Annotated in this window: 16 protein-coding genes and 2 tRNA genes; 6 read left to right on the plus strand and 12 right to left on the minus strand. The window is 59.3% G+C overall.

Annotated elements, in window-relative coordinates; translation table 11 throughout:
• Window positions 1-74 precede the first annotated feature (74 nt).
• A complete protein-coding gene (fpr, locus tag ACM6I5_RS24930) occupies window positions 75-854 on the plus strand; it encodes a ferredoxin-NADP reductase (RefSeq protein ID WP_003443014.1) in 780 nt (259 codons plus the stop codon).
• 132 nt (window positions 855-986) lie between these two features.
• On the opposite strand, the gene tsaA is transcribed toward fpr, so the two are convergent.
• From tsaA to rimO, 6 genes are all read right to left on the minus strand, one after another.
• A complete protein-coding gene (gene tsaA, locus ACM6I5_RS24935; protein WP_414884891.1) occupies window positions 987-1,685 on the minus strand; it encodes a tRNA (N6-threonylcarbamoyladenosine(37)-N6)-methyltransferase TrmO in 699 nt (232 codons plus the stop codon).
• A 192-nt stretch (window positions 1,686-1,877) separates the two neighbouring features.
• Entirely contained in the window at window positions 1,878-2,648 is a 771-nt protein-coding gene (locus tag ACM6I5_RS24940; protein WP_017336768.1) for an SDR family oxidoreductase, read from the minus strand.
• Window positions 2,649-2,843: 195 nt separating this feature from the next.
• The gene (locus tag ACM6I5_RS24945; RefSeq protein WP_017336769.1) at window positions 2,844-3,314 is read right to left on the minus strand and encodes a DUF1456 family protein; all 471 of its coding nucleotides are present in this window, start codon (window positions 3,312-3,314) and stop codon (window positions 2,844-2,846) included.
• 75 nt (window positions 3,315-3,389) lie between these two features.
• Window positions 3,390-4,100 (minus strand): rRNA pseudouridine synthase, encoded by a 711-nt coding sequence (locus ACM6I5_RS24950; RefSeq protein WP_414884892.1) that lies wholly within the window; start codon window positions 4,098-4,100, stop codon window positions 3,390-3,392.
• 187 nt (window positions 4,101-4,287) lie between these two features.
• Window positions 4,288-4,761 carry a GNAT family N-acetyltransferase gene (locus tag ACM6I5_RS24955; protein WP_017336771.1) on the minus strand — a complete coding sequence of 158 codons (474 nt, stop codon included), beginning with the start codon at window positions 4,759-4,761 and terminating at the stop codon, window positions 4,288-4,290.
• A gap of 114 nt (window positions 4,762-4,875) precedes the next feature.
• Window positions 4,876-6,213 carry a 30S ribosomal protein S12 methylthiotransferase RimO gene (gene rimO, locus ACM6I5_RS24960; protein ID WP_017336772.1) on the minus strand — a complete coding sequence of 446 codons (1,338 nt, stop codon included), beginning with the start codon at window positions 6,211-6,213 and terminating at the stop codon, window positions 4,876-4,878.
• Between the two features lie 287 nt (window positions 6,214-6,500).
• On the opposite strand from rimO, the gene ACM6I5_RS24965 reads away from it, so the two are divergent.
• Window positions 6,501-8,402: a potassium transporter Kup gene (locus tag ACM6I5_RS24965; protein ID WP_017336774.1), complete on the plus strand. Its 1,902-nt coding sequence runs from the start codon at window positions 6,501-6,503 to the stop codon at window positions 8,400-8,402.
• 214 nt (window positions 8,403-8,616) lie between these two features.
• Here ACM6I5_RS24965 and ACM6I5_RS24970 read toward each other — a convergent pair whose 3' ends face one another.
• Window positions 8,617-8,922: a DUF3077 domain-containing protein gene (locus ACM6I5_RS24970; protein ID WP_414884893.1), complete on the minus strand. Its 306-nt coding sequence runs from the start codon at window positions 8,920-8,922 to the stop codon at window positions 8,617-8,619.
• Between the two features lie 576 nt (window positions 8,923-9,498).
• Here ACM6I5_RS24970 and ACM6I5_RS24975 point away from each other — a divergent pair.
• Genes ACM6I5_RS24975 through ACM6I5_RS24985 form a run of 3 tightly spaced genes read left to right on the plus strand, consistent with a single transcriptional unit; the run spans window position 9,499 to window position 11,631 of the window.
• On the plus strand, window positions 9,499-10,263 hold the full coding sequence (locus tag ACM6I5_RS24975; RefSeq protein ID WP_414879527.1) for a MarR family transcriptional regulator: 765 nt from the start codon (window positions 9,499-9,501) through the stop codon (window positions 10,261-10,263).
• Window position 10,264: 1 nt separating this feature from the next.
• Window positions 10,265-10,963 (plus strand): hypothetical protein, encoded by a 699-nt coding sequence (locus ACM6I5_RS24980; RefSeq protein ID WP_414879528.1) that lies wholly within the window; start codon window positions 10,265-10,267, stop codon window positions 10,961-10,963.
• On the plus strand, window positions 10,960-11,631 hold the full coding sequence (locus tag ACM6I5_RS24985) for a PP2C family protein-serine/threonine phosphatase (RefSeq protein WP_414884894.1): 672 nt from the start codon (window positions 10,960-10,962) through the stop codon (window positions 11,629-11,631). The genes ACM6I5_RS24980 and ACM6I5_RS24985 overlap by 4 nt, the downstream gene beginning before the upstream one ends.
• Before the next feature lie 122 nt (window positions 11,632-11,753).
• Here the strand turns inward: ACM6I5_RS24985 and ACM6I5_RS24990 are convergent, their stop codons facing one another.
• From ACM6I5_RS24990 to ACM6I5_RS25005, 4 genes are all read right to left on the minus strand, one after another.
• On the minus strand, window positions 11,754-13,049 hold the full coding sequence (locus ACM6I5_RS24990) for an AcvB/VirJ family lysyl-phosphatidylglycerol hydrolase (protein ID WP_414879530.1): 1,296 nt from the start codon (window positions 13,047-13,049) through the stop codon (window positions 11,754-11,756).
• A complete protein-coding gene (gene mprF, locus ACM6I5_RS24995; RefSeq protein WP_017336777.1) occupies window positions 13,049-15,691 on the minus strand; it encodes a bifunctional lysylphosphatidylglycerol flippase/synthetase MprF in 2,643 nt (880 codons plus the stop codon). The genes ACM6I5_RS24990 and mprF overlap by 1 nt, the downstream gene beginning before the upstream one ends.
• 278 nt (window positions 15,692-15,969) lie before the next feature.
• Window positions 15,970-16,046, minus strand: a tRNA-Met gene (locus ACM6I5_RS25000).
• A gap of 206 nt (window positions 16,047-16,252) precedes the next feature.
• A tRNA-Met gene (locus ACM6I5_RS25005) sits at window positions 16,253-16,329 on the minus strand.
• A 301-nt stretch (window positions 16,330-16,630) separates the two neighbouring features.
• Between ACM6I5_RS25005 and dinB the strand changes: the two genes are divergently transcribed.
• Window positions 16,631-17,692, plus strand: coding sequence for a DNA polymerase IV (dinB, locus tag ACM6I5_RS25010; protein ID WP_017336778.1), 1,062 nt, complete (start codon window positions 16,631-16,633; stop codon window positions 17,690-17,692).
• 92 nt (window positions 17,693-17,784) lie between these two features.
• Here dinB and ACM6I5_RS25015 read toward each other — a convergent pair whose 3' ends face one another.
• The gene (locus ACM6I5_RS25015; protein ID WP_017336779.1) at window positions 17,785-18,738 is read right to left on the minus strand and encodes a hypothetical protein; all 954 of its coding nucleotides are present in this window, start codon (window positions 18,736-18,738) and stop codon (window positions 17,785-17,787) included.
• Window positions 18,739-18,741 lie beyond the last annotated feature (3 nt).

Below are 18,741 nucleotides of genomic sequence, written 5' to 3' on the forward strand. Positions count from 1 at the left end.
TGTCGCTGCCATTAGAATGCTATGCAATTGCGCACATCATAGGCGCAGGCAAAATCTCCAGGAGTCCCACGTACATGAGCAACATGAACCACGAGCGTGTCCTCAGTGTTCACCACTGGAACGACACTCTGTTCAGCTTCAAGTGCACCCGCGATCCGGGCCTGCGCTTCGAGAACGGTCAGTTCGTGATGATCGGCCTGCAACAGCCCAACGGCCGGCCGCTCATGCGCGCTTACTCGATTGCCAGCCCGAACTGGGAAGAGCATCTCGAGTTCTTCAGCATCAAGGTGCCTGATGGCCCGTTGACTTCCCAGTTGCAGCATCTGAAGGAAGGCGACGAGATCATCATCAGCAAGAAGCCTACCGGCACGCTGGTGCTGGATGACTTGAAGCCTGGCAAACATTTGTACCTGCTCAGCACCGGTACCGGCCTGGCGCCGTTCATGAGCGTCATCCAGGACCCGGAAACCTACGAGCGTTTCGAAAAAGTGATCCTGTGCCACGGCGTACGTTACGTCAACGAAGTCGCTTACCGCGAATTCATCACCGAGCACTTGCCGCAGAACGAGTTCTTCGGCGAGGCCCTGCGTGACAAGTTGATCTACTACCCGACCGTGACCCGTGAGCCGTTCGAGAACGAAGGTCGCCTGACCGACCTGATGCGCAGCGGCAAGCTGTTCAGCGACATCGGTCTGCCACCGATCAACCCGCAGGACGACCGCGCCATGCTGTGCGGCAGCCCGAGCATGCTCGACGAGACCAGCGAAGTGTTGAACAGCTTCGGCCTGAAAGTTTCGCCGCGGATGCGCGAGCCGGGTGATTACCTGATCGAGCGTGCGTTCGTCGAGAAGTAAGCACAACGCCTGACGGCTTTGCTTTCCCTGTGGGAGCGAGCCTGCTCGCGATAGCGGTGTATCAGTCAGCATTATTGCCGACTGCCACACCGCTATCGCGAGCAGGCTCGCTCCCACAGTGGTTTCTGGCGTTCAGGTTTTTGCGGGAATGACTTCCAGGACGCGGATGACGCCCGCCTCGGGATAATGCCAGCGCACATCCAGATCCCAGAACTGCGCTCCATATTCCCGCTCAGGTGTAGGCGTCTGGTACGCCGGACGTGGGTCTTGTGCCAGGCATTGATCAATCAGGGCAACCAACGGCTCGCCGAGGCGCTGAGCGTGCTCGTGAGCTTGTTGCAGCGCCGTCTCCGCCCACCGCACAGGAATCAACGGCGGCGCAGCGCTGGCGATGCTGTTGGAGGCTGTGTCGATGATGTCGGCGTAAGGCACGTAGGGTTTTATGTCGAGAATCGGCGTGCCGTCGAGCAGGTCGATGCCGGATATCCACAGGCGATTGGCTTCGACCTTGTCCAGCTTCACCACGGATTGGCCGATGCCATTGGGTCGGTGCGTCGCGCGGGTGGCGAACACGCCCATGGACTTGTTGCCGCCGAGGCGAGGAGGGCGGACTTTCAGGCGGGGTTTTTCTTCCAGGGCCTGGTGGAACAGAAACAGCAGCCAGATATGACTCACTTGCTCCAGGCCTTGCACCGCATCGCCCTGATCGAACGGCGCCACCAGTTCCAGCACGCCGCGAGCGGCCGGGGCCAGTTGTGGCTGGCGCGGGATGGCGAACTTCTCCTTGAAGCAGGAGCGAACGAAGCCGATGGGGGAAACGCTGTAGGTCATGGTTTGCGATCGAGGCGGGAATGAGGGCGAACATGATAGCCCATGCGCACCCTGTGGCGAGGGAGCTTGCTCCCGCTGGGGCGCGAAGCGCCCCCAACCACCTTCACTGGTTTTATCCAGGGGAAACTCGGTGCTGTAGGCGGTTGCTTCGCAACCGAGCGGGAGCACGCTCCCTCGCCACAAAAGCGGGTATCAGAGACTGAACCCACCATCCAGCGGAATGATATTCCCGGTCATATACGCCCCGGCCGTACTCGCCAGACTGATCGCCAACGCCGCCATCTCTTCCTCGCGCCCCCAGCGCTTCATCGGAATCAGCGCCGTATCGTCCGCCAGCGCCTGTTCATCGTTGCCTATGTGCTGCGTCATCTTGCTCGGAAAACGTCCCGGCGCGATCACGTTGACGTTGATGTGCTGGCTCACCAGCTCCCGCGCCAGAATCCGCGACAATTGGTGCAAGGCCGCTTTGCTCGGCCCATAGGCATACGCCTGTTCGCCGAAGGAGGAAATCCCCGCCACCGAGCCGATGTTGATGATCCGCGCCGGATTGGCTTCTGAACCGGCCTTGCGCAACAGCGGCAAGAACTGCTGGATGCAGTTGAACACCGACGTCACGTTGAGCTGCATGACCTTTTCCCAGCCCTTGACCGGGTAGCTTTCCAGGGGCGCGCCCCAGGTGGTGCCAGCGTTGTTCACCAGAATATCCAGATGGTTGATCTGTTCGCCCAGTCGCGTGGCAAGTTGAAGCACACCTTCTTCGGTGGCCAGATTGGCCGCCACGCCGTGGCAGTGACCGAGGGCACTCAGCTCCTCGGCGGTTTGCAGGCAGGCTTCGGCGTCCCGCGAGCAGACGTACACGGTGGCGCCGGCCTCGACATAGGCCTTGGCGATCATTTTGCCGATACCACGGGTGCCGCCGGTCACCAGAGCGGTGCGGCCTTGCAGGGAAAAGTACGGGTGCATGGCGAATCCTGAGAGCTGAGGGTCAATACACCCTAGTCGTCAGCCGCCCGAAGCGGAGCCACTATTTTTGCGAGGAATGAAGCTCTATACAGCCTTGTAGGCGCTGCCGAAGGCTGCGATCTTTTGATCTTGATTTCGAAAATCACAAGATCGCAGCCTTCGGCAGCGCCTACACAGAAGATCCGCGGGGCGCGCTTACTGCGGGCGAACGCGCAGGGTCAGGCCCTTGAGGAAGTTGCGCAGCAACTGGTCGCCGCACGGACGATAGTTGGTGTGGCCGAACTTGCGGAACAGCGCGCTCAGTTCAGGCTTGGAGACCGGGAACTCGGCGGCCTTGAGGATCGCGTGCATGTCGTCTTCTTTCAGTTCGAAGGCCACGCGCAGTTTCTTCAGGATGATGTTGTTGGTCACCGGCACTTCGATCGGCTGCGGCGGACGGCTTTCGTCCTTGCCGCGCTTGAAGATCACCAGACCGTCGAGGAAATGCGCCATGACTTCGTCCGGGCAGCGTACGAAACCTTCTTCGTCTTCTTCTTTCTTGTCGAGGTAGGTCAACAGGTCTTCCAGGGACACGTCCATGCCGCCGAGCTTGATGATCTCGATGACTTTCTTGTCGCTGATGTCGAGCATGTAGCGCACGCTGCGCAGTACGTCGTTATGAATCATGGTGTGCAATCCTGATATTCAGCAGTGGGCGCCGCACAAGCCGCGGCGCCGAAATGTATGGCGGCGTGAAAAGCCTTAGAACTTCTCTTTGCCGGACAGGTAGCGCCATTGACCCAGCGGCACTTTGCCGATGGACACGCCGCCGATGCGGATGCGGCGGATGGCGACGACCTTCAGGCCGACGGCCTGGCAGAACAGGGCGATCACGCCCGGTTGTGGGTTCTTCATCGCAAAACGCAGGCGGTTTTCGTTCTGCCAGCTGGCTTTGACCGGCGGCAGTTCCTTGCCCTTGTAGGTCAGGCCGTGGTTCAGGCGGTTGAGGCCGTGGGCCACCATGTCGCCTTCAACCTCGACCACATACTCTTGCTCGATTTTCGCGGAGTCGGCGGTGAGCTTGCGCAGGATCTTCCAGTCCTGGGTGAACACCAGCAGCCCGCTGGCGTTGGCCTGCAGGTCGGTGCTGGCGGTCAGGCGCAGGAAATGGCCCTTGAGCGGACGTTTGCTGAAGCGGTGCTCTTCGCTCAGGGTGTCGGCGCTGATGGACGCCATGGCGGTGTCCGCGTCCATGCCGGCCGGCACGTTGAACAGGATGGTCACCGGCTCCGGCGCGGTGGCCTTGGCCTCCGGGTCGAGCTCGACTTTCTGGGTGTCGACCTTGAACTGCGGCTCGTCGATGACTTCGCCGTCCACGGTGACCCAGCCGCCCTCGATGAACAGCTCAGCCTCCCGACGGGAACAGCCGACGAGTTCGATGAGGCGTTTGGAGAGACGAATCGGGTCAGTCATGACAGGGCCGTAACAAAAAAGGGGTGAGCATTGTACCTGCTGGGCGCCGGTTAATCCCGGCTCCATTTCAGTACGGTTGAATTTCCTGTAGGAGCTGGCCCGCCAGCGATACAGACGCTACGGTTTGTCGGATACACCAAGGTGATGCAATTGCTGGCAGGCCAGCTCCCACTGGGGTTCTACGATGTCAGCCATTGCGCGTTCGTTGTTGCGCCTGGCGCAGCCGCATGTGCAACAGCGGATAAGGCTGGCCCATGCCGTCGACCTCCGAGCGGCCGATCACCTCGAACCCTTGTTTGAAGTAGAACCCCAGCGCCTGCGGGTTCTGCTCGTTGACGTCCAGTTCATCGGCGTTCAGGTGTTCCATGGCGTAACGCAGCAACTGTTTGCCCAGGCCCTGGCCGCGATGAGCGGGGTCGATGAAGAGCATTTCGATCTTGCCCGCCGCGACGCCGGCGAACCCGGTGATGCGCTGGCGCGCGTCCTTGGTGCAGATCAGCATGACCGCGTCGAGGTAGCGGGTCAGCACCAGGTTCTTCAACAGTTCGATGTAGCTGTCCGGCAGAAAGTCATGGGTGGCGCGCACCGAGGCCTCCCAGACTTGCGTCAGTTCCTGATAATCGCTCTGTTTCGGTGTGTGAATGACCGAATGTTGGCGCATGGCCGAATGCCCCTTTTCACCGATGGTTGTGCGAGTCCTTTCTTCCACAAAACGATAGACGTAAAAAAGCCCCGCATCTCGTCAAGAGAGCAGGGCTTTTCGTATTTTTTGCGTTTAGATCTGTTCAGCCCACAGGTCGTATTCGTCGGCGTCGGTCACTTTGCACCAGACCTTGTCGCCTGGCTTGAGGTTGCTGCCGTTGTCGATGAACACGTTGCCGTCGATTTCCGGGGCATCGAAGAAGCAGCGGCCAACGGCGCCTTGCTCGTCGACTTCATCGACCAGCACTTCGATTTCGCGGCCGACGCGCATTTGCAGACGCGCCGAGCTGATGGCCTGCTGGTGCGCCATGAAGCGGTCCCAGCGGTCTTGCTTGACGTCGTCCGGAACGATGGCCGCGTCCAGCAGATTGGCCGGTGCGCCTTCGACCGGCGAGTACTGGAAGCAGCCGACGCGGTCGAGCTGGGCTTCGGTCAGCCAGTTCAGCAGGTACTGGAAGTCTTCTTCGGTTTCGCCGGGGAAGCCGACGATGAAGGTCGAACGGATGATCAGGTCCGGGCAGATCTCGCGCCAGTTCTTGATGCGCGCCAGGGTCTTGTCTTCGAACGCCGGGCGTTTCATGGCTTTCAGGACTTTCGGGCTGGCGTGCTGGAACGGGATGTCCAGGTACGGCAGGATCTTGCCGGCAGCCATCAGCGGGATCAGCTCGTCGACGTGCGGGTACGGGTAGACGTAGTGCAAGCGCACCCAGACACCGAGGGTGCTCAGGGCTTCGCAGAGTTCGGTCATGCGGGTTTTTACCGGCGCACCATTCCAGAAACCGGTGCGGTATTTCACGTCGACGCCGTAGGCGCTGGTGTCCTGCGAGATCACCAACAGCTCTTTGACGCCGGCCTTGACCAGGCGCTGGGCCTCGTCGAGCACGTCACCGACCGGACGGCTGACCAGTTTGCCGCGCATCGACGGGATGATGCAGAAGCTGCAGCTGTGGTTGCAGCCTTCGGAAATCTTCAGGTACGCGTAGTGGCGCGGGGTCAGCTTGATGCCTTGCGGCGGCACCAGGTCGATCAGCGGGTTGTGATCCTGACGCGGCGGCACGACGTCGTGCACGGCATTGACCACTTGCTCGTACTGCTGCGGACCGGTCACGGCCAGCACGCTCGGGTGCACGTTGCGGATGGTGCCTTCTTCGACGCCCATGCAGCCGGTCACGATGACCTTGCCGTTTTCCTTGATGGCTTCACCGATCACTTCCAGGGATTCGGCCTTGGCCGAGTCGATGAAGCCGCAGGTGTTGACCACCACGACATCGGCGTCCTGGTAGGTGGACACAACGTCATAACCTTCCATGCGCAGCTGGGTAAGGATGCGCTCGGAGTCGACCAGTGCTTTGGGGCAACCCAGGGATACGAAGCCAACCTTTGGATTGGCCGGCGCAGGAGTGGTGGACATGTCTAACCTCGGTATTTGTGACGCCTCCAGCCGAAGACGGCAAGGCGACAAACGGGCGCTTGCTGCGCCTCTGATCAAAAAGTGCGCAATTCTAGCGATGAGACGTTCAATTGACCAGCTTTATGGAGGGAAATACGACGAGTGCTACGCTATGCTTCGCGCCGTTACGCTTTACCGATTTTTTACAGTCAACAAAACGTCTGTAACAGTACGTAAAACAGCGCATGCTGCGTGACAAAGCATAGTGCTTCTTTAAAGAAGTCCGGTCTGGGTAGTGGGAGTGTTGGATGGGTCAGGCAAGTAGTCAGGCAGCGAGCGCCGGGCATTCGGCGGCGAAGCCGATCGGCATGCTGGTCGCGGCGGTCGGGGTGGTTTATGGCGACATCGGCACGAGCCCGCTGTACACCCTCAAAGAAGTGTTTTCCGGTGGCTACGGTGTGCCGGTCAACCATGACGGCGTGTTGGGCATCCTGGCACTGATCTTCTGGTCGCTGATCTGGGTCGTCTCGATCAAGTACATGATGTTTGTGCTGCGTGCCGACAACCAGGGCGAAGGCGGGATCATGGCGTTGACCGCGCTGGCCCGGCGGGCGGCGTCGGGGCATAAGAAATTGCGGACGTTGCTGGTGGTCTGCGGGCTGATCGGCGCGGCGCTGTTTTATGGCGACAGCATGATCACCCCGGCGATTTCCGTGCTCTCGGCGATTGAAGGCCTCGGACTGGCCTTCGAAGGCATCGACCATTGGGTGGTGCCGCTGTCGTTGATCGTGCTGGTGGCGCTGTTTTTGATCCAGAGCCACGGCACCGCGCGTATCGGCATTCTGTTCGGGCCGATCATGGTCACCTGGTTCCTGGTCCTGGGCGCGCTGGGTATCTACGGCATCGTGCAGCACCCGGAAGTGTTGCAAGCGATGAACCCGGTCTGGGGCGTACGTTTCTTCACCCAGCATCCGGGCATGGGCGTGGCGATCCTCGGCGCAGTGGTGCTGGCATTGACCGGCGCCGAAGCGCTGTACGCCGACATGGGCCACTTCGGGCGCAAGCCGATTGCCCGCGCCTGGTTCATCCTTGTGCTGCCGGCGCTGGTGCTGAACTACTTCGGCCAGGGTGCGTTGCTGCTCGGTGATCCGGAAGCGGCGCGTAACCCGTTCTATCTGTTGGCGCCAAGCTGGGCGTTGATTCCATTGGTGGGATTGTCGACCCTGGCCACGGTGATTGCCTCGCAGGCGGTGATTTCCGGTGCGTTCTCCCTGACTCGTCAGGCGATTCAGCTCGGCTACATTCCGCGCATGCACATCCGACACACCTCCAGCGCCGAACAGGGCCAGATCTACATCGGTGCGGTGAACTGGGCGCTGATGGTCGGCGTGATCCTGTTGGTGCTCGGCTTCGAATCCTCTGGCGCCCTGGCTTCGGCCTATGGCGTGGCGGTGACGGGTACGATGCTGATGACCACCATCCTGGTGTCGGCGGTGATGTTGCTGCTGTGGAAATGGCCGCCAGTCCTTGCCGTGCCGGTGTTGATTGGTTTCCTGCTGGTGGACGGTCTGTACTTCGCGGCCAACGTGCCGAAAATCGTTCAGGGCGGGGCCTTCCCGGTGATCGCCGGTATTGCGCTGTTCGTGCTGATGACCACCTGGAAACGCGGCAAGCAGTTGCTGGTAGAGCGCATGGACGAAGGCGGGCTGCCGCTGCCGATTTTCATCAGCAGTATTGCGGTACAACCGCCGCATCGTGTTCAGGGCACCGCCGTGTTCCTGACTGCGCGCCCGGATGCTGTGCCTCATGCGCTGTTGCACAACCTGCTGCATAACCAGGTACTGCACGAGCAAGTGGTGCTGTTGACCGTGGTGTACGAAGACATCCCGCGAGTACCGCCGACGCGGCGCTTCGAGGTCGATTCCTACGGCGAAGGGTTCTTCCGGGTGATCCTGCATTTTGGCTTCGTTGACGAACCGGACGTGCCGCAAGCGCTCAAGCTGTGTCATCTCGATGACCTCGACTTCAGCCCGATGCGCACCACCTACTTCCTCAGTCGCGAGACGGTTATCGCCTCCAAACTCGAAGGCATGGCGCGTTGGCGCGAGGCGTTGTTTGCGTTCATGTTGAAGAATGCCAATGGCAATCTGCGGTTCTTCAATCTGCCGTTGAACCGGGTGATTGAGTTGGGGACGCAGGTCGAGATGTAAGCCCGCGACATCAAAAAGCCCCCGTTGCCAGTGCGGCAGCGGGGGCTTTTTTGTGTCTTGTGTCCTGATCCGAGCTTCACGCAGCCCCCTGTGGGAGCGAGCCTGCTCGCGAAAGCATTCTGTCAGTCACAGGTATATTGGATGTACCGCCGTCATCGCGAGCAGGCTCGCTCCCACAAGGAATCTTGGCGCCTGCTGAATTGGGCTCATGCCATCATTTTTTAGATTCGGTATTCGTCGCAGCCGGTCGCTCCAACACTTTCACCGCATCATCCACCACGGCCTTGCTCATCGCCGTCAGATAATGTGCGGCCCAGATATGGCGGTCGGTATCACGATTAAAGGCAGCATCTCGGGTCAGTTCCTTGGCCAGGAACAGAAAATCGGAGGCCATGGCTAGCGCATCGCCGAGGGGAACGTCTCGCGTGACATGGAACAGCGGTTGGTTTGAACAGTAGATGAAGGGGGTGAGGCCGATGGTTTTTAATTCTGAGGCTTCGGACTGTTTTGTATTTGTCATGGTTTTACTCCAGGGTTCGAGGAGCTGCCACATTCGTTTCCAAGCGAATGGGTGGCAGCTGTACGCAGGTTGGAAAACCGGGAACCAAGGAACCGGCACGCCCGAGGGCGTCCCACGCACAGCCGCCATTACTCTAGATTGCAGCCATAAAATCGTTTGCATTCATGCAGGGGACTCTAGCGCTTTGATTCGACGGGTTTCCAAGCCCGATCGCTGAATGGTCAGCGACGTCCGGAGACTATCCCGTCAAAGAAAAGCGCAACAAGGCATCAAAGTGCCCAAAAAACACGATTCGGAGTTTGCCTACAAGGTCTGCGGGCGTCATCTGATATTGCGTCACCTTAAGTTAAACGAAGCTCAACACGGCGAGCGATTTTATAAGTCGCTGGAGTTTTTGCGTCGTTGTAGCCGGCGAATGAAAGCGGAGTCGTCACTCTCCTCTCTGTTGGCGAATTGGCAGATGATCTGCAGGTTCCTCAGCGATAACTGATTTCTAAAAAACTTGACGGCCCAATATTTTCAATGAGACAAGTGTCCACGTTTTATGGAATGTGGACACTTGGGGTTTCTGGTTTCATGAAGAGTCAAGACATATTGCTTTTGTTCAAGATGGCCAGCCTTCACGCCCAGGAAGAGAATCTTTTTGGGAGGATGGAATCTCAATCGAATTCCAATACGGTTGAGGAATTGCTGAGGCCCACGCAGATAAATCTGAGGGCAGGAGGGCGAGTGGGGCAGCCGCTAGTGACTTACCCCGCTGATGGTGAAGAAGCTGTATTCCGCCGCCAGGAGTTCGACTCATCCTTGGGCGAGGATAATGGGTGGGAAGGGTGGTTAGAGCCGGTACCTTCTGCGCCGCTGACGAGCTGGAGTGAAGGTTATTCATTGCGTGCGTTGTCTGCGTCTCTTGGGCTAAGCAAAAGCGAAATTTCAAATTCGATAGCCAGATGTCGCGAGGCTGGATTGCTGACCAATGACTACGACACCGGACTTGCGAAAGTTAATCGGCGAGAGCTGCTGAAAATCACCGAGCATGCTTTGAAATACTTTTTCCCCGTGAAGCCGGGCGCAATGGTTCGCGGCATTCCAACAGGCTTCGCAGCACCAGCGCTGTCCAAAAGCATCAAGAGCGCTGGCGGGCTGATTCCGGTTTGGCCTGATCCACTCGGAACTGAGCGTGGCCAGGCGATAGAGCCGCTCTACAAAACCGTGCCGGAAGCGGTCAAGAAGGATAGGACCCTTTACCATTACCTTGCGCTTGCTGATGCGATCCGTCTTGGCGGTCCGCGAGAGTGTGGCGTGGCGATTAACATTCTAAAGGCAGGGATGGGGCTCAAATAGCATGTCATCAAACGCTGATCACATCTTTGAGCTCATCGAGTTTGTTGCAGACGGATTGGGGGAGGAGTTTCTCGCTGAGGTTGCCTTCGTCGGCGGCTGCACTACGGCCATGCTGATTACTGACGCTACTGTGCTGGATGACATTCGTTTCACGGATGATGTTGACTTGGTGATCGAACTGGCAGGTATTAGCGCCTGGCAACACCTCACAGAACGGCTGGCAGCCAAGAACTTTAAGATCACCGGTGAGGATGAAGTCAACTGTCGTTTCCGCTTCAACGACGTTGTGGTTGACGTGATGCCTTCCGACCCCGCTGTTCTCGGATATGCCAACCGTTGGTTCGTGGAGGGGCTGTCGAGGGCCGATAGATTTACGTTGCCCAGCGGTACGGTCATCCAGATATTTAAACCGACCTACTTTCTTGCGACGAAGCTAGAGGCCTTTTGCGGTCGCGGTCAGGGCGACCCGTACCACAAAGACGTCGAAGACATCATCATCTTGATTGATGGTCGTACAGAGTTATTGGAAGAAGTTCGCCAAGCTGAGACTGAGCTCAAGAACTTCATCACGACTGGAATTCGAGAGCTCACGGCGCTCAGTGGAATCGACTACGTGATTGAAAGCTCGGGCTCGGTGCAGGCGAATCCGGGTAGAGGACGAATCATCCACACGCGCATGAAGGATCTGGGCAACGCATGAAATACAACACCAGATCAGTAATAGGACGAGCCAGGAAAACCAATCATGACTACGCTGGAGCTTTCTGCGACGGCGACAGAGGGCTGTTCGTCATCACGGACGGAACGTCAAAGCCCGGCAGTGGGCAACTGGCCGAGCGCTTCGTAAAAGGTGTTTTAGAGGCCTACCCGAAACACATGGCGCAGGGGACTGATATCCCTGAGCACGGAGCAGTTGAGCGGGCACTTGGTTCAGTGCTGGCTGAGCTTCACTCCACTTTGTTTGTGGACCAGACAGGGACCACGTGTTACCTGGTCGGTCTCGCGGCTCATGGGAAGCTCACGCTTGCCTATGAGGGTGACTGTTCGTGCGGTGTGGTGACACCGGCAGGCACGATCGAGTGGATTACGCCGCCCCACTGCAAGGCGAATTGGAGGCGGGACCGTTCGCATCGTGAGCTGGCGCAAGATCCGGCTCGAAACTGGATAACCCGATGCCTGAAAGTTGATCGTGTCCCGAACCCTGACTTTGTTTTCCACCCATTGGCCGCCGGTGAGCGACTGGTGTTCGTGACCGATGGATTCTGGGCCGAGTTGACTGAGTCGCAGCAAAGCAGCTTGCTGGCAGCACCTAATGGCGACTTTTATGCTGTTGAAGATGACGTCACATGGATAGATGTTCAGCTTTAGCCTTGGAAGCAAAGAACATCGACATAAAGTCCGGCTAGCTGAGAGCGCTTCATTTTCGTACATGTAAAAAAAGCCCCCGCTACCATTGGGTAGCAGGGGCTTTTTGTTGGGCGGGGTTCAAATCACTCCTGCGCCGCCTCTTCCTTCGCCTGACGCTTCTCAATCACCTCCACCAACCGCTGGGCCAGTTTCGGGTAGTTCTCGTCGAAGTGGTGACCGCCGGGCAGTTTGATCGCTTCGCCCACGGCGGTCTTGTCGGTGCAGCCGCTTTCGTCGGTTTCTTCTTCACCGTAGATGCACACCACTTTCTCGGCGGGCAGCTTGGCCATTTCCGGGCCGGTGGCGGCTTCTTTGCCGGCGTTGCCGAGCCAGCCTTCGACTTCGATCTCGAAGCTGCCAGTGCGGGCGAAGGCCAGCAGGATGATTGCGTCGACGCGTTGCTGTTCCGAGGCTTCCAGGCGGTTGTAGATCGCCGGCAATACGTCAGCACCGAACGAGTAGCCGGTCAGGATGAAGCGCTTGGTGCCCCATTTCTGCCGGTAGTGCTGCATCAGTTCGGCGAGGTCCAGGGCGCTTTGCTCCGGGCTCTTGTGCTGCCAGTAGTAGCGCAGGGTGTCGATGCCGACCACCGGGTAGCCGATCTTGGCCATCTCGCCCGCCACGTCGCGGTCGAGGTCGCGCCAGCCACCGTCGCCGGAGAGGAACAGGGTGACCGTATCCTTGGCCTGGCCGGCCGGCACTTCAACCACTGGAATCTGCAGGCCGCCAGCGGCTTTGTCGCCACCGACGAGGAGCTTGCGCAGTTCGTTGTTCAGCACTTGTGGCAGGTTGATGTCGTAGTCGCTAATGCTGGTTTCGGCGTTGGGTTGGTCGCGTACGAAACCGGCGCTGGTGTCGTCCGGGTTGTCGTTCCACGCCACCAGCCAGTGGCCGTGAGCGGCGCTTTTCGGCAGCAGGTGGGTGCAGCCGGGTTTTTCCAGGGCCAGGTCCACCGAAACGGCCTGGGACTTGTCGTCCTTCTGCTCGGACAACCAGCGCCACGCCAGCACGGCGCCAGGGCCGATGCCGCTGACCAGGGTCGCCGGGCCTTTGAGTTCTCTCAGGCCCGCTTGCAGGGCGCGGCTTTGCAGCAGGCATTCCTTGGGCAGGATCACTTGAACGATCTGCGCCGAACCGCTGCGGCTGAGGGTCATCAATTGCTTGTCGCTGAGTTTCTGGTCTTCATTGACCGCCACCAGCACCTGGGCGCGGGGCGTGTTGCCGGGAATGACACGGGTCATCGCCGCGCCGCCGGCCGGTGTCAGCTGTTCCAGGGTCGGTTCTGGCGCCGGACGTTTGAGGTACCAGTAACCGCCACCGAGAATCAGGGCCAGCACTACCAGTGTGGCCAGTACGTACCGCAGGGAGCGTTGAATCATCAGCGTTTCACCAATCCAGTCAAGCCGCCCGCAATCAGGGCAGCAGTGTCGGCCAGGGCAACCAGCGGATCGAGTCCGGCGGGCACGGCCATATAACGGGGTTCCCAGTCAGGCTGGAACTTGTCTTTGAAGCGGCGCAAACCTTGGAAGTTGTAAAGCTGCTCACCACGGCGGAAGACCATCGAGCCCAGGCGCTGGGTCAGCGGTGCACCGCGACGGGGTTGCAACCCCGACAGCGGCACCATGCCCAGGCTGAAACGCGCGTATCCATGATTTTTATAATGTTGAATCAGGCCGACCATCATGAACTCCATGGTCAGCTTGGGGGCATCCGGGTGCGCGCGCATCAGGTCGAGGCTGGCCAGGTCGTGGCCGTAAGTCTCGAGCAAGTTGGCGAACGCTACCGGACGCCCTTCGAAACGAATCACCGCGACGCGGAAATGCTTGAGGTAGTCATCGCTGAAACGACCGAGGGAGAAACCTTTCTCGCGCACGTTCTTGCCGGTCAGCCAGGCATCGGAAATCACCTTGAGCTCATCCATTGGCGCATGCCCTGGCTCATGGATCTCCAGCGACAGGCCATCGCGGGTGCCACGGTTCCAGGTGTAGCGCAGGTCTTTCATCTCCTTGCCCTTGGCTTCGAGATCAAAGCGCTGCAGATCGACCCGGGCTTCTTCGCCGAGCTTGATCGCGGTCAGGCCGATGTCCATGTAGTACGGCAGGTTTTCCGCGCGGACCTGATAGAACACCGGCCGGGCGTGGTGGATGTCGCAGAGGTCGCGGAACTGCCAGATCATCTCGGCCCGTTGCTGGGTCGGGCCGATCGGGTCGTACAAGGCCACGAGGCTACGCCCACGGCGGGCGTACATCAGGAACGCCTCGTCGTTGGGGTGGAACAGTAGCGCCTTGTCACCGGTCAGGGCGAGGCCACCATCCGGTTGTGCGGAAGCCATCAGGATTTTTACCGCGCGGTCCAGCTCATCCGGCGTCGGCAGGTGAATCACCGGGCGCGCAGTGCGCAGCAGCCAGGTCAGGGACACCACCACCAGCAGCACGGCGGCGCCCAGCAACGAGCGCAAGCCACGCGGGGCGTCGGCGTCGAGGGTGAACTGCCACCAGAGTTGATGGCTGTACGGAACGTCCTGATAGGCGAACAGCAGCAACCAGATCGACGCACCGAGCACGCACAGGCTCGACACCAGATACAGCGGCGAAAACGGCAACTCAGTCAATCGGCTCGGGCGATAGAACGAGCGGCGGAAAACCCCCAGCAGGCTCGCGGTCAGGGTCATCAGGCAGGCTTCTTCCCAGTCGAAACCTTTGAGCAGCGAGAGCACGGCACCGACCAGCAACAGAATGGTGGTGAGCATCCAGGCGGCCGACAGTCTGCGGCGCAGGCCCTGAGCCAATAGCAGGCAGAGCACGCCGACGAGGCTGGCGCCGAAGTGCGAGGCGTCGACCAGTCGATGGGGAATCAGAAAACCGATGTGTTCCAGGCGCGTGTCGATTTCCGGAGTTACGCCGGAGAACAGCAGCACCACGCCAGACAGGAACACCAGCACCGCCAGAATCGGCGCGGCCAGGCCGGACGCGGCGCGCAAAGACTGACGCGTCTGAAACAGGCGCTGGCCTTCGTTGATCAGCAGCAGCAGACAAGCCACCAGCAGCGGCAGCACCACGTAGATCAGGCGATAGAGCAGCAGTGCGGCGGCCAGTGGTGCAGCGCCGAGTTTGTCGGCGAAGGCGGCCAGCAGAATCGCTTCGAATACCCCGACACCGCCGGGCACATGACTGAGCACGCCTGCGGCCAACGCCAGCAGGTACACCAGCAAGAACGCACCGAAGGGCGGCGCTTCCGGCAACAACAGATACAGCACCGTTGCGGCGGCGGCCACGTCAAGGGCGGTAATGATCAGTTGCAGGAACGTCAGGCGGCGGCCCGGAAGGCGCAAGGTGCGACGACCGACCTTGACCAGCAGGTTGTCCGCATAAGGCTGCTCCGGCAGGCGACGACGGTAGATCCCGACCGCCAGCACGATAAACAGCAGCAGCACGGCGGCAGCGATCACACCCAGCAATATCTCGGAGAGACCGAGGGCGGCGGACGCGGCTGGCAGGTTGCTCAGTGTCGCGAGGGCGGCCAGCGGGGGCAGGGCGCAGCCAAGCGAGAGACTGGCGAACAGCGTCATGTGCGCGACTTCGGAAGCCCCCAGGCCATGACGTGCATATAAACGATAGCGAACCGAGCCCCCCGAGAGCATCGACAGACCGATGGCATTGCCGATGGCGAATGCCGTGAATCCGCCGAGGGCAAGAATTCGCGGCGCCAGCGTTACGCCGGCATAGCGGCTGGCCGACCATTCATAGCCGAGCAATATGATGAAGCCCACGACCGTCGCTGCCAGTGCGCCCAACAGTGCAGGTTTCGGTACTTCAAGAATCGAGTCGTGCAGAGCGTACAGATCGAGTTCGCTCAGCAGATGGCGACAGGCAATCAGCGCGATCGCGAACAACAGCAGGGTGACCGCCAGGCCGATGGGCTGGCGATACTTGCTGACCTGATCAAGCAAGCGCAAACGCTCGGGCTTGATGGGTTGTGTCGCTGTGACAGTGTCTTGTGGATCAGACGAGTTGGCGCGCATCAATCACCTCTTGGATTGTGCGCGACAGGATGGGGGTATCCAGCCAAGTTACCAATCCCTGTAGAAAAAAATAATCACAAATATTAACGCCTCTCGCCGGGTGTCGGCGATGGCAGGTCATCCGTCGTGGAGGATTCCGTCTGCGATCCAGCATAGTCTGATCTCAGCGCTTCAGTGATCCCGAACACTTCCCCACAGAGTGACAGGTCATTGTTGCGAAAGGACTTTTTCAACAGATACAAAAAAGGCCACTCTTTCGAGTAGCCTTTTTTGATGTTTGGTTGCGGGAGCCGGATTTGAACCGACGACCTTCGGGTTATGAGCCCGACGAGCTACCAGACTGCTCCATCCCGCGTCTGTGTGGCGGCATTCTATAGAGATACGCCCGTGTGTCAACCGTTAATCCGGAACCGGGTCAAATAAGCGTGAATAAGCGGCGAACGGTCGCAGGGGAGCGCTAAGTTTCGGAAGCAGAACGATTTCTCGGTTCCGGTGAAAAGAGGGGGCAAAAACAGGCGCGCACAAAAAAGGCCACTCTTTCGAGTAGCCTTTTTTGATGTTTGGTTGCGGGAGCCGGATTTGAACCGACGACCTTCGGGTTATGAGCCCGACGAGCTACCAGACTGCTCCATCCCGCGTCTGTGTGTCGGCATTCTACAGAGGATCGCCGGGCTGTCAACCTTCAATCTGGATAAAACCTGTTCTGGTTCAATCGGTTAGCTTGAAAGAACGCCAGTGTAATCGGCTGCGAGTCAGGCGTGGCAAGGCTTCCAGCTCTATCGCAGGCGGTCTTTCGATTGAGAAAATAAATTCATCTGCGACTTTTCCTACTGGCAGGAAAGAACATTCAGACTACTGGTGCTATATACAGGTGTCAGTGAGATACTGCCAATCCGGCCTGCCATGTCTCCTTTTCTACGCCATGAACACCGCTTTCATATGACCCAGCGAAAAATCATCCACGTCGATTGTGACTGCTTCTACGCTGCCATCGAGATGCGTGACGACCCGCGCCTGGCCGGAAAACCGCTGGCGGTGGGCGGGTCGGCGGATCGGCGCGGAGTGATTGCCACCTGCAACTATGAAGCGCGAGCGTATGGCGTGCGTTCGGCGATGTCTTCCGGGCACGCCTTGAAGTTGTGCCCGGACCTGACCATCGTCAAGCCGCGCATGGACGCCTATCGAGAAGCCTCGAAGGAAATTCACACGATCTTTCGCGATTACACCGACCTGATCGAGCCGCTTTCCCTCGATGAGGCCTACCTCGATGTGTCGGACAGCGCGCACTTCGGCGGCAGCGCCACACGAATTGCCCAGGACATCCGCCGGCGGGTGTCCAATCAGTTGCACATCACGGTTTCGGCCGGCGTGGCGCCGAACAAATTCCTGGCCAAGATTGCCAGCGACTGGAAGAAACCCAATGGTTTGTTCGTCATTACGCCGGATCAGGTCGAGGACTTTGTCAGTGGCTTGCCCGTGAGCAAGTTGCACGGCGTGGGCAAAGTGACGGCCGACAAACTGGGCAGGCTCGGCATTGTCGATTGCTCGCATTTGCGCGAATGGGACAAGTTGGCGCTGGTGCGTGAATTCGGCAGCTTTGGCGAACGACTTTGGAGTCTGGCCCGTGGGATCGATGAGCGGCTGGTGCACAACGACAGTCGGCGGCAATCGATCAGTGTCGAAAACACGTATGACGTGGATCTGCCGGATCTGGTGAGCTGCCTGGATAAATTACCGGAGTTGCTGGAAACCCTGGCGGGCCGCATGGCTCGGATTGACGACAGTTATCGACCGGGCAAGCCGTTCGTCAAAGTGAAGTTTCATGACTTTACCCAGACCACCCTTGAGCAGGCCGGGGCAGGGCGGGACCTGGGGAGTTATCAGTTGTTGCTGACCCAGGCGTTCAATCGCGGCGGAAAGCCGGTGCGGTTGTTGGGGATTGGGGTCAGGCTGGAGGATTTGCGCGGCGGGTTTGAGCAGATGGAGTTGTTTGAGCGATAACCTCTAAAAACAAAAGATCGCAGCCTTCGGCAGCTCCTGCGGAGGAAAAATACCGCGTAGGAGCTGCCGAAGGCTGCGATCTTTTAGGAGACTTAATTCGGTCCCGGATCCGCCACCAATCGCCCGGCATCCTTGGTCAATGACTTGAGGAATTCAGTCTGCAACTCCGGATCGTTGCGAGTCAGCTCGATCAGGCTCTGTTCCAGCTCGCTGGCTTCTTCTTCCAGGCCCAGCTCCGACAGACGTTTGACTCGGTGGACCCACTGGCTCACTTCGTCATCTTCAAGATCGTCGTAAATCAGCCCATGGGCTTCAAGCAGTTTGCCGCGCAACGAGCTGCTGACCGCCAGGGTTGAGTCGGTATGCACATCGTCCTGACCATCTTCGACCTTGATCAGCAGCCGGCTCAGATGGTTGATGTCATGTTCGGCGAACGGGCTGTCCAGCAGGTTCAGGCGCAACACGCCATTTTTGTCAGTGCTCAGCTCGAACGTTTCCTTGCCGGCCTTGACCTCCACCGGGCGCTCACTCCACGGCAGGCTCGAGTATTCCGTGCGCTTGTCGAGCTGGACCTCATCGATACCCGCCAGGTTCTGCTGCGCACGACCGTGCGACGGCGCGTTCATGAACGGATTTAGCCCGGCAAAACCGTAACTGAACCAGTCCTTGGTCACGCTATCCGGCAAATTGCCGAGGGTGAACACGTTGACCACGTTCGCGCCGACACCCGCCACCACGGCCACCGCGCCCAGCGGGATCTCATAGATCTCCCGCCAGGGTTGGTAAGGCGTGTAGCGGTCGTAATGCCGCGTGACTTCGAACTCGGTGACTTCGAAGGTCTTCTGCTCGTGGATTTTCACCCGGCGTTGCGGCAGCTCAAGCACCTTGGGCTCACCGACATCGATCTGCAGGCTGTGGTCGAGCAATTTGCGCTCGACACGTTCCTCGTGCTCGCTGCGTTGCGACATGTGATTGGCACAGCCGCTGACCAGCAGGGTGCCGCACAGGGCGGCACCACCGAGGCCTAAGGTGTTTCGCTTGAACATGAC

Origin of the sequence: Pseudomonas sp. IT-P171 (assembly GCF_949767765.1) — a bacterium.
Classification (GTDB): Bacteria; Pseudomonadota; Gammaproteobacteria; order Pseudomonadales; family Pseudomonadaceae; genus Aquipseudomonas; species Aquipseudomonas fluorescens_B.

Coding starts and splice junctions, on each gene's coding strand:
- ACM6I5_RS24975 (WP_414879527.1), top strand. CDS start 9,499: ATGAAGAGTCAAGACATATTGCTTTTGTTCAAGATGGCCAGCCTTCAC.
- mprF (WP_017336777.1), bottom strand. CDS start 15,691: ATGCGCGCCAACTCGTCTGATCCACAAGACACTGTCACAGCGACACAA.
- ACM6I5_RS24945 (WP_017336769.1), bottom strand. CDS start 3,314: ATGATTCATAACGACGTACTGCGCAGCGTGCGCTACATGCTCGACATC.
- ACM6I5_RS24955 (WP_017336771.1), bottom strand. CDS start 4,761: ATGCGCCAACATTCGGTCATTCACACACCGAAACAGAGCGATTATCAG.
- ACM6I5_RS24950 (WP_414884892.1), bottom strand. CDS start 4,100: ATGACTGACCCGATTCGTCTCTCCAAACGCCTCATCGAACTCGTCGGC.
- ACM6I5_RS25015 (WP_017336779.1), bottom strand. CDS start 18,738: ATGTTCAAGCGAAACACCTTAGGCCTCGGTGGTGCCGCCCTGTGCGGC.
- fpr (WP_003443014.1), top strand. CDS start 75: ATGAGCAACATGAACCACGAGCGTGTCCTCAGTGTTCACCACTGGAAC.
- rimO (WP_017336772.1), bottom strand. CDS start 6,213: ATGTCCACCACTCCTGCGCCGGCCAATCCAAAGGTTGGCTTCGTATCC.
- ACM6I5_RS24970 (WP_414884893.1), bottom strand. CDS start 8,922: ATGACAAATACAAAACAGTCCGAAGCCTCAGAATTAAAAACCATCGGC.
- ACM6I5_RS24980 (WP_414879528.1), top strand. CDS start 10,265: ATGTCATCAAACGCTGATCACATCTTTGAGCTCATCGAGTTTGTTGCA.
- ACM6I5_RS24940 (WP_017336768.1), bottom strand. CDS start 2,648: ATGCACCCGTACTTTTCCCTGCAAGGCCGCACCGCTCTGGTGACCGGC.
- dinB (WP_017336778.1), top strand. CDS start 16,631: ATGACCCAGCGAAAAATCATCCACGTCGATTGTGACTGCTTCTACGCT.
- ACM6I5_RS24990 (WP_414879530.1), bottom strand. CDS start 13,049: ATGATTCAACGCTCCCTGCGGTACGTACTGGCCACACTGGTAGTGCTG.
- ACM6I5_RS24965 (WP_017336774.1), top strand. CDS start 6,501: ATGGGTCAGGCAAGTAGTCAGGCAGCGAGCGCCGGGCATTCGGCGGCG.
- tsaA (WP_414884891.1), bottom strand. CDS start 1,685: ATGACCTACAGCGTTTCCCCCATCGGCTTCGTTCGCTCCTGCTTCAAG.
- ACM6I5_RS24985 (WP_414884894.1), top strand. CDS start 10,960: ATGAAATACAACACCAGATCAGTAATAGGACGAGCCAGGAAAACCAAT.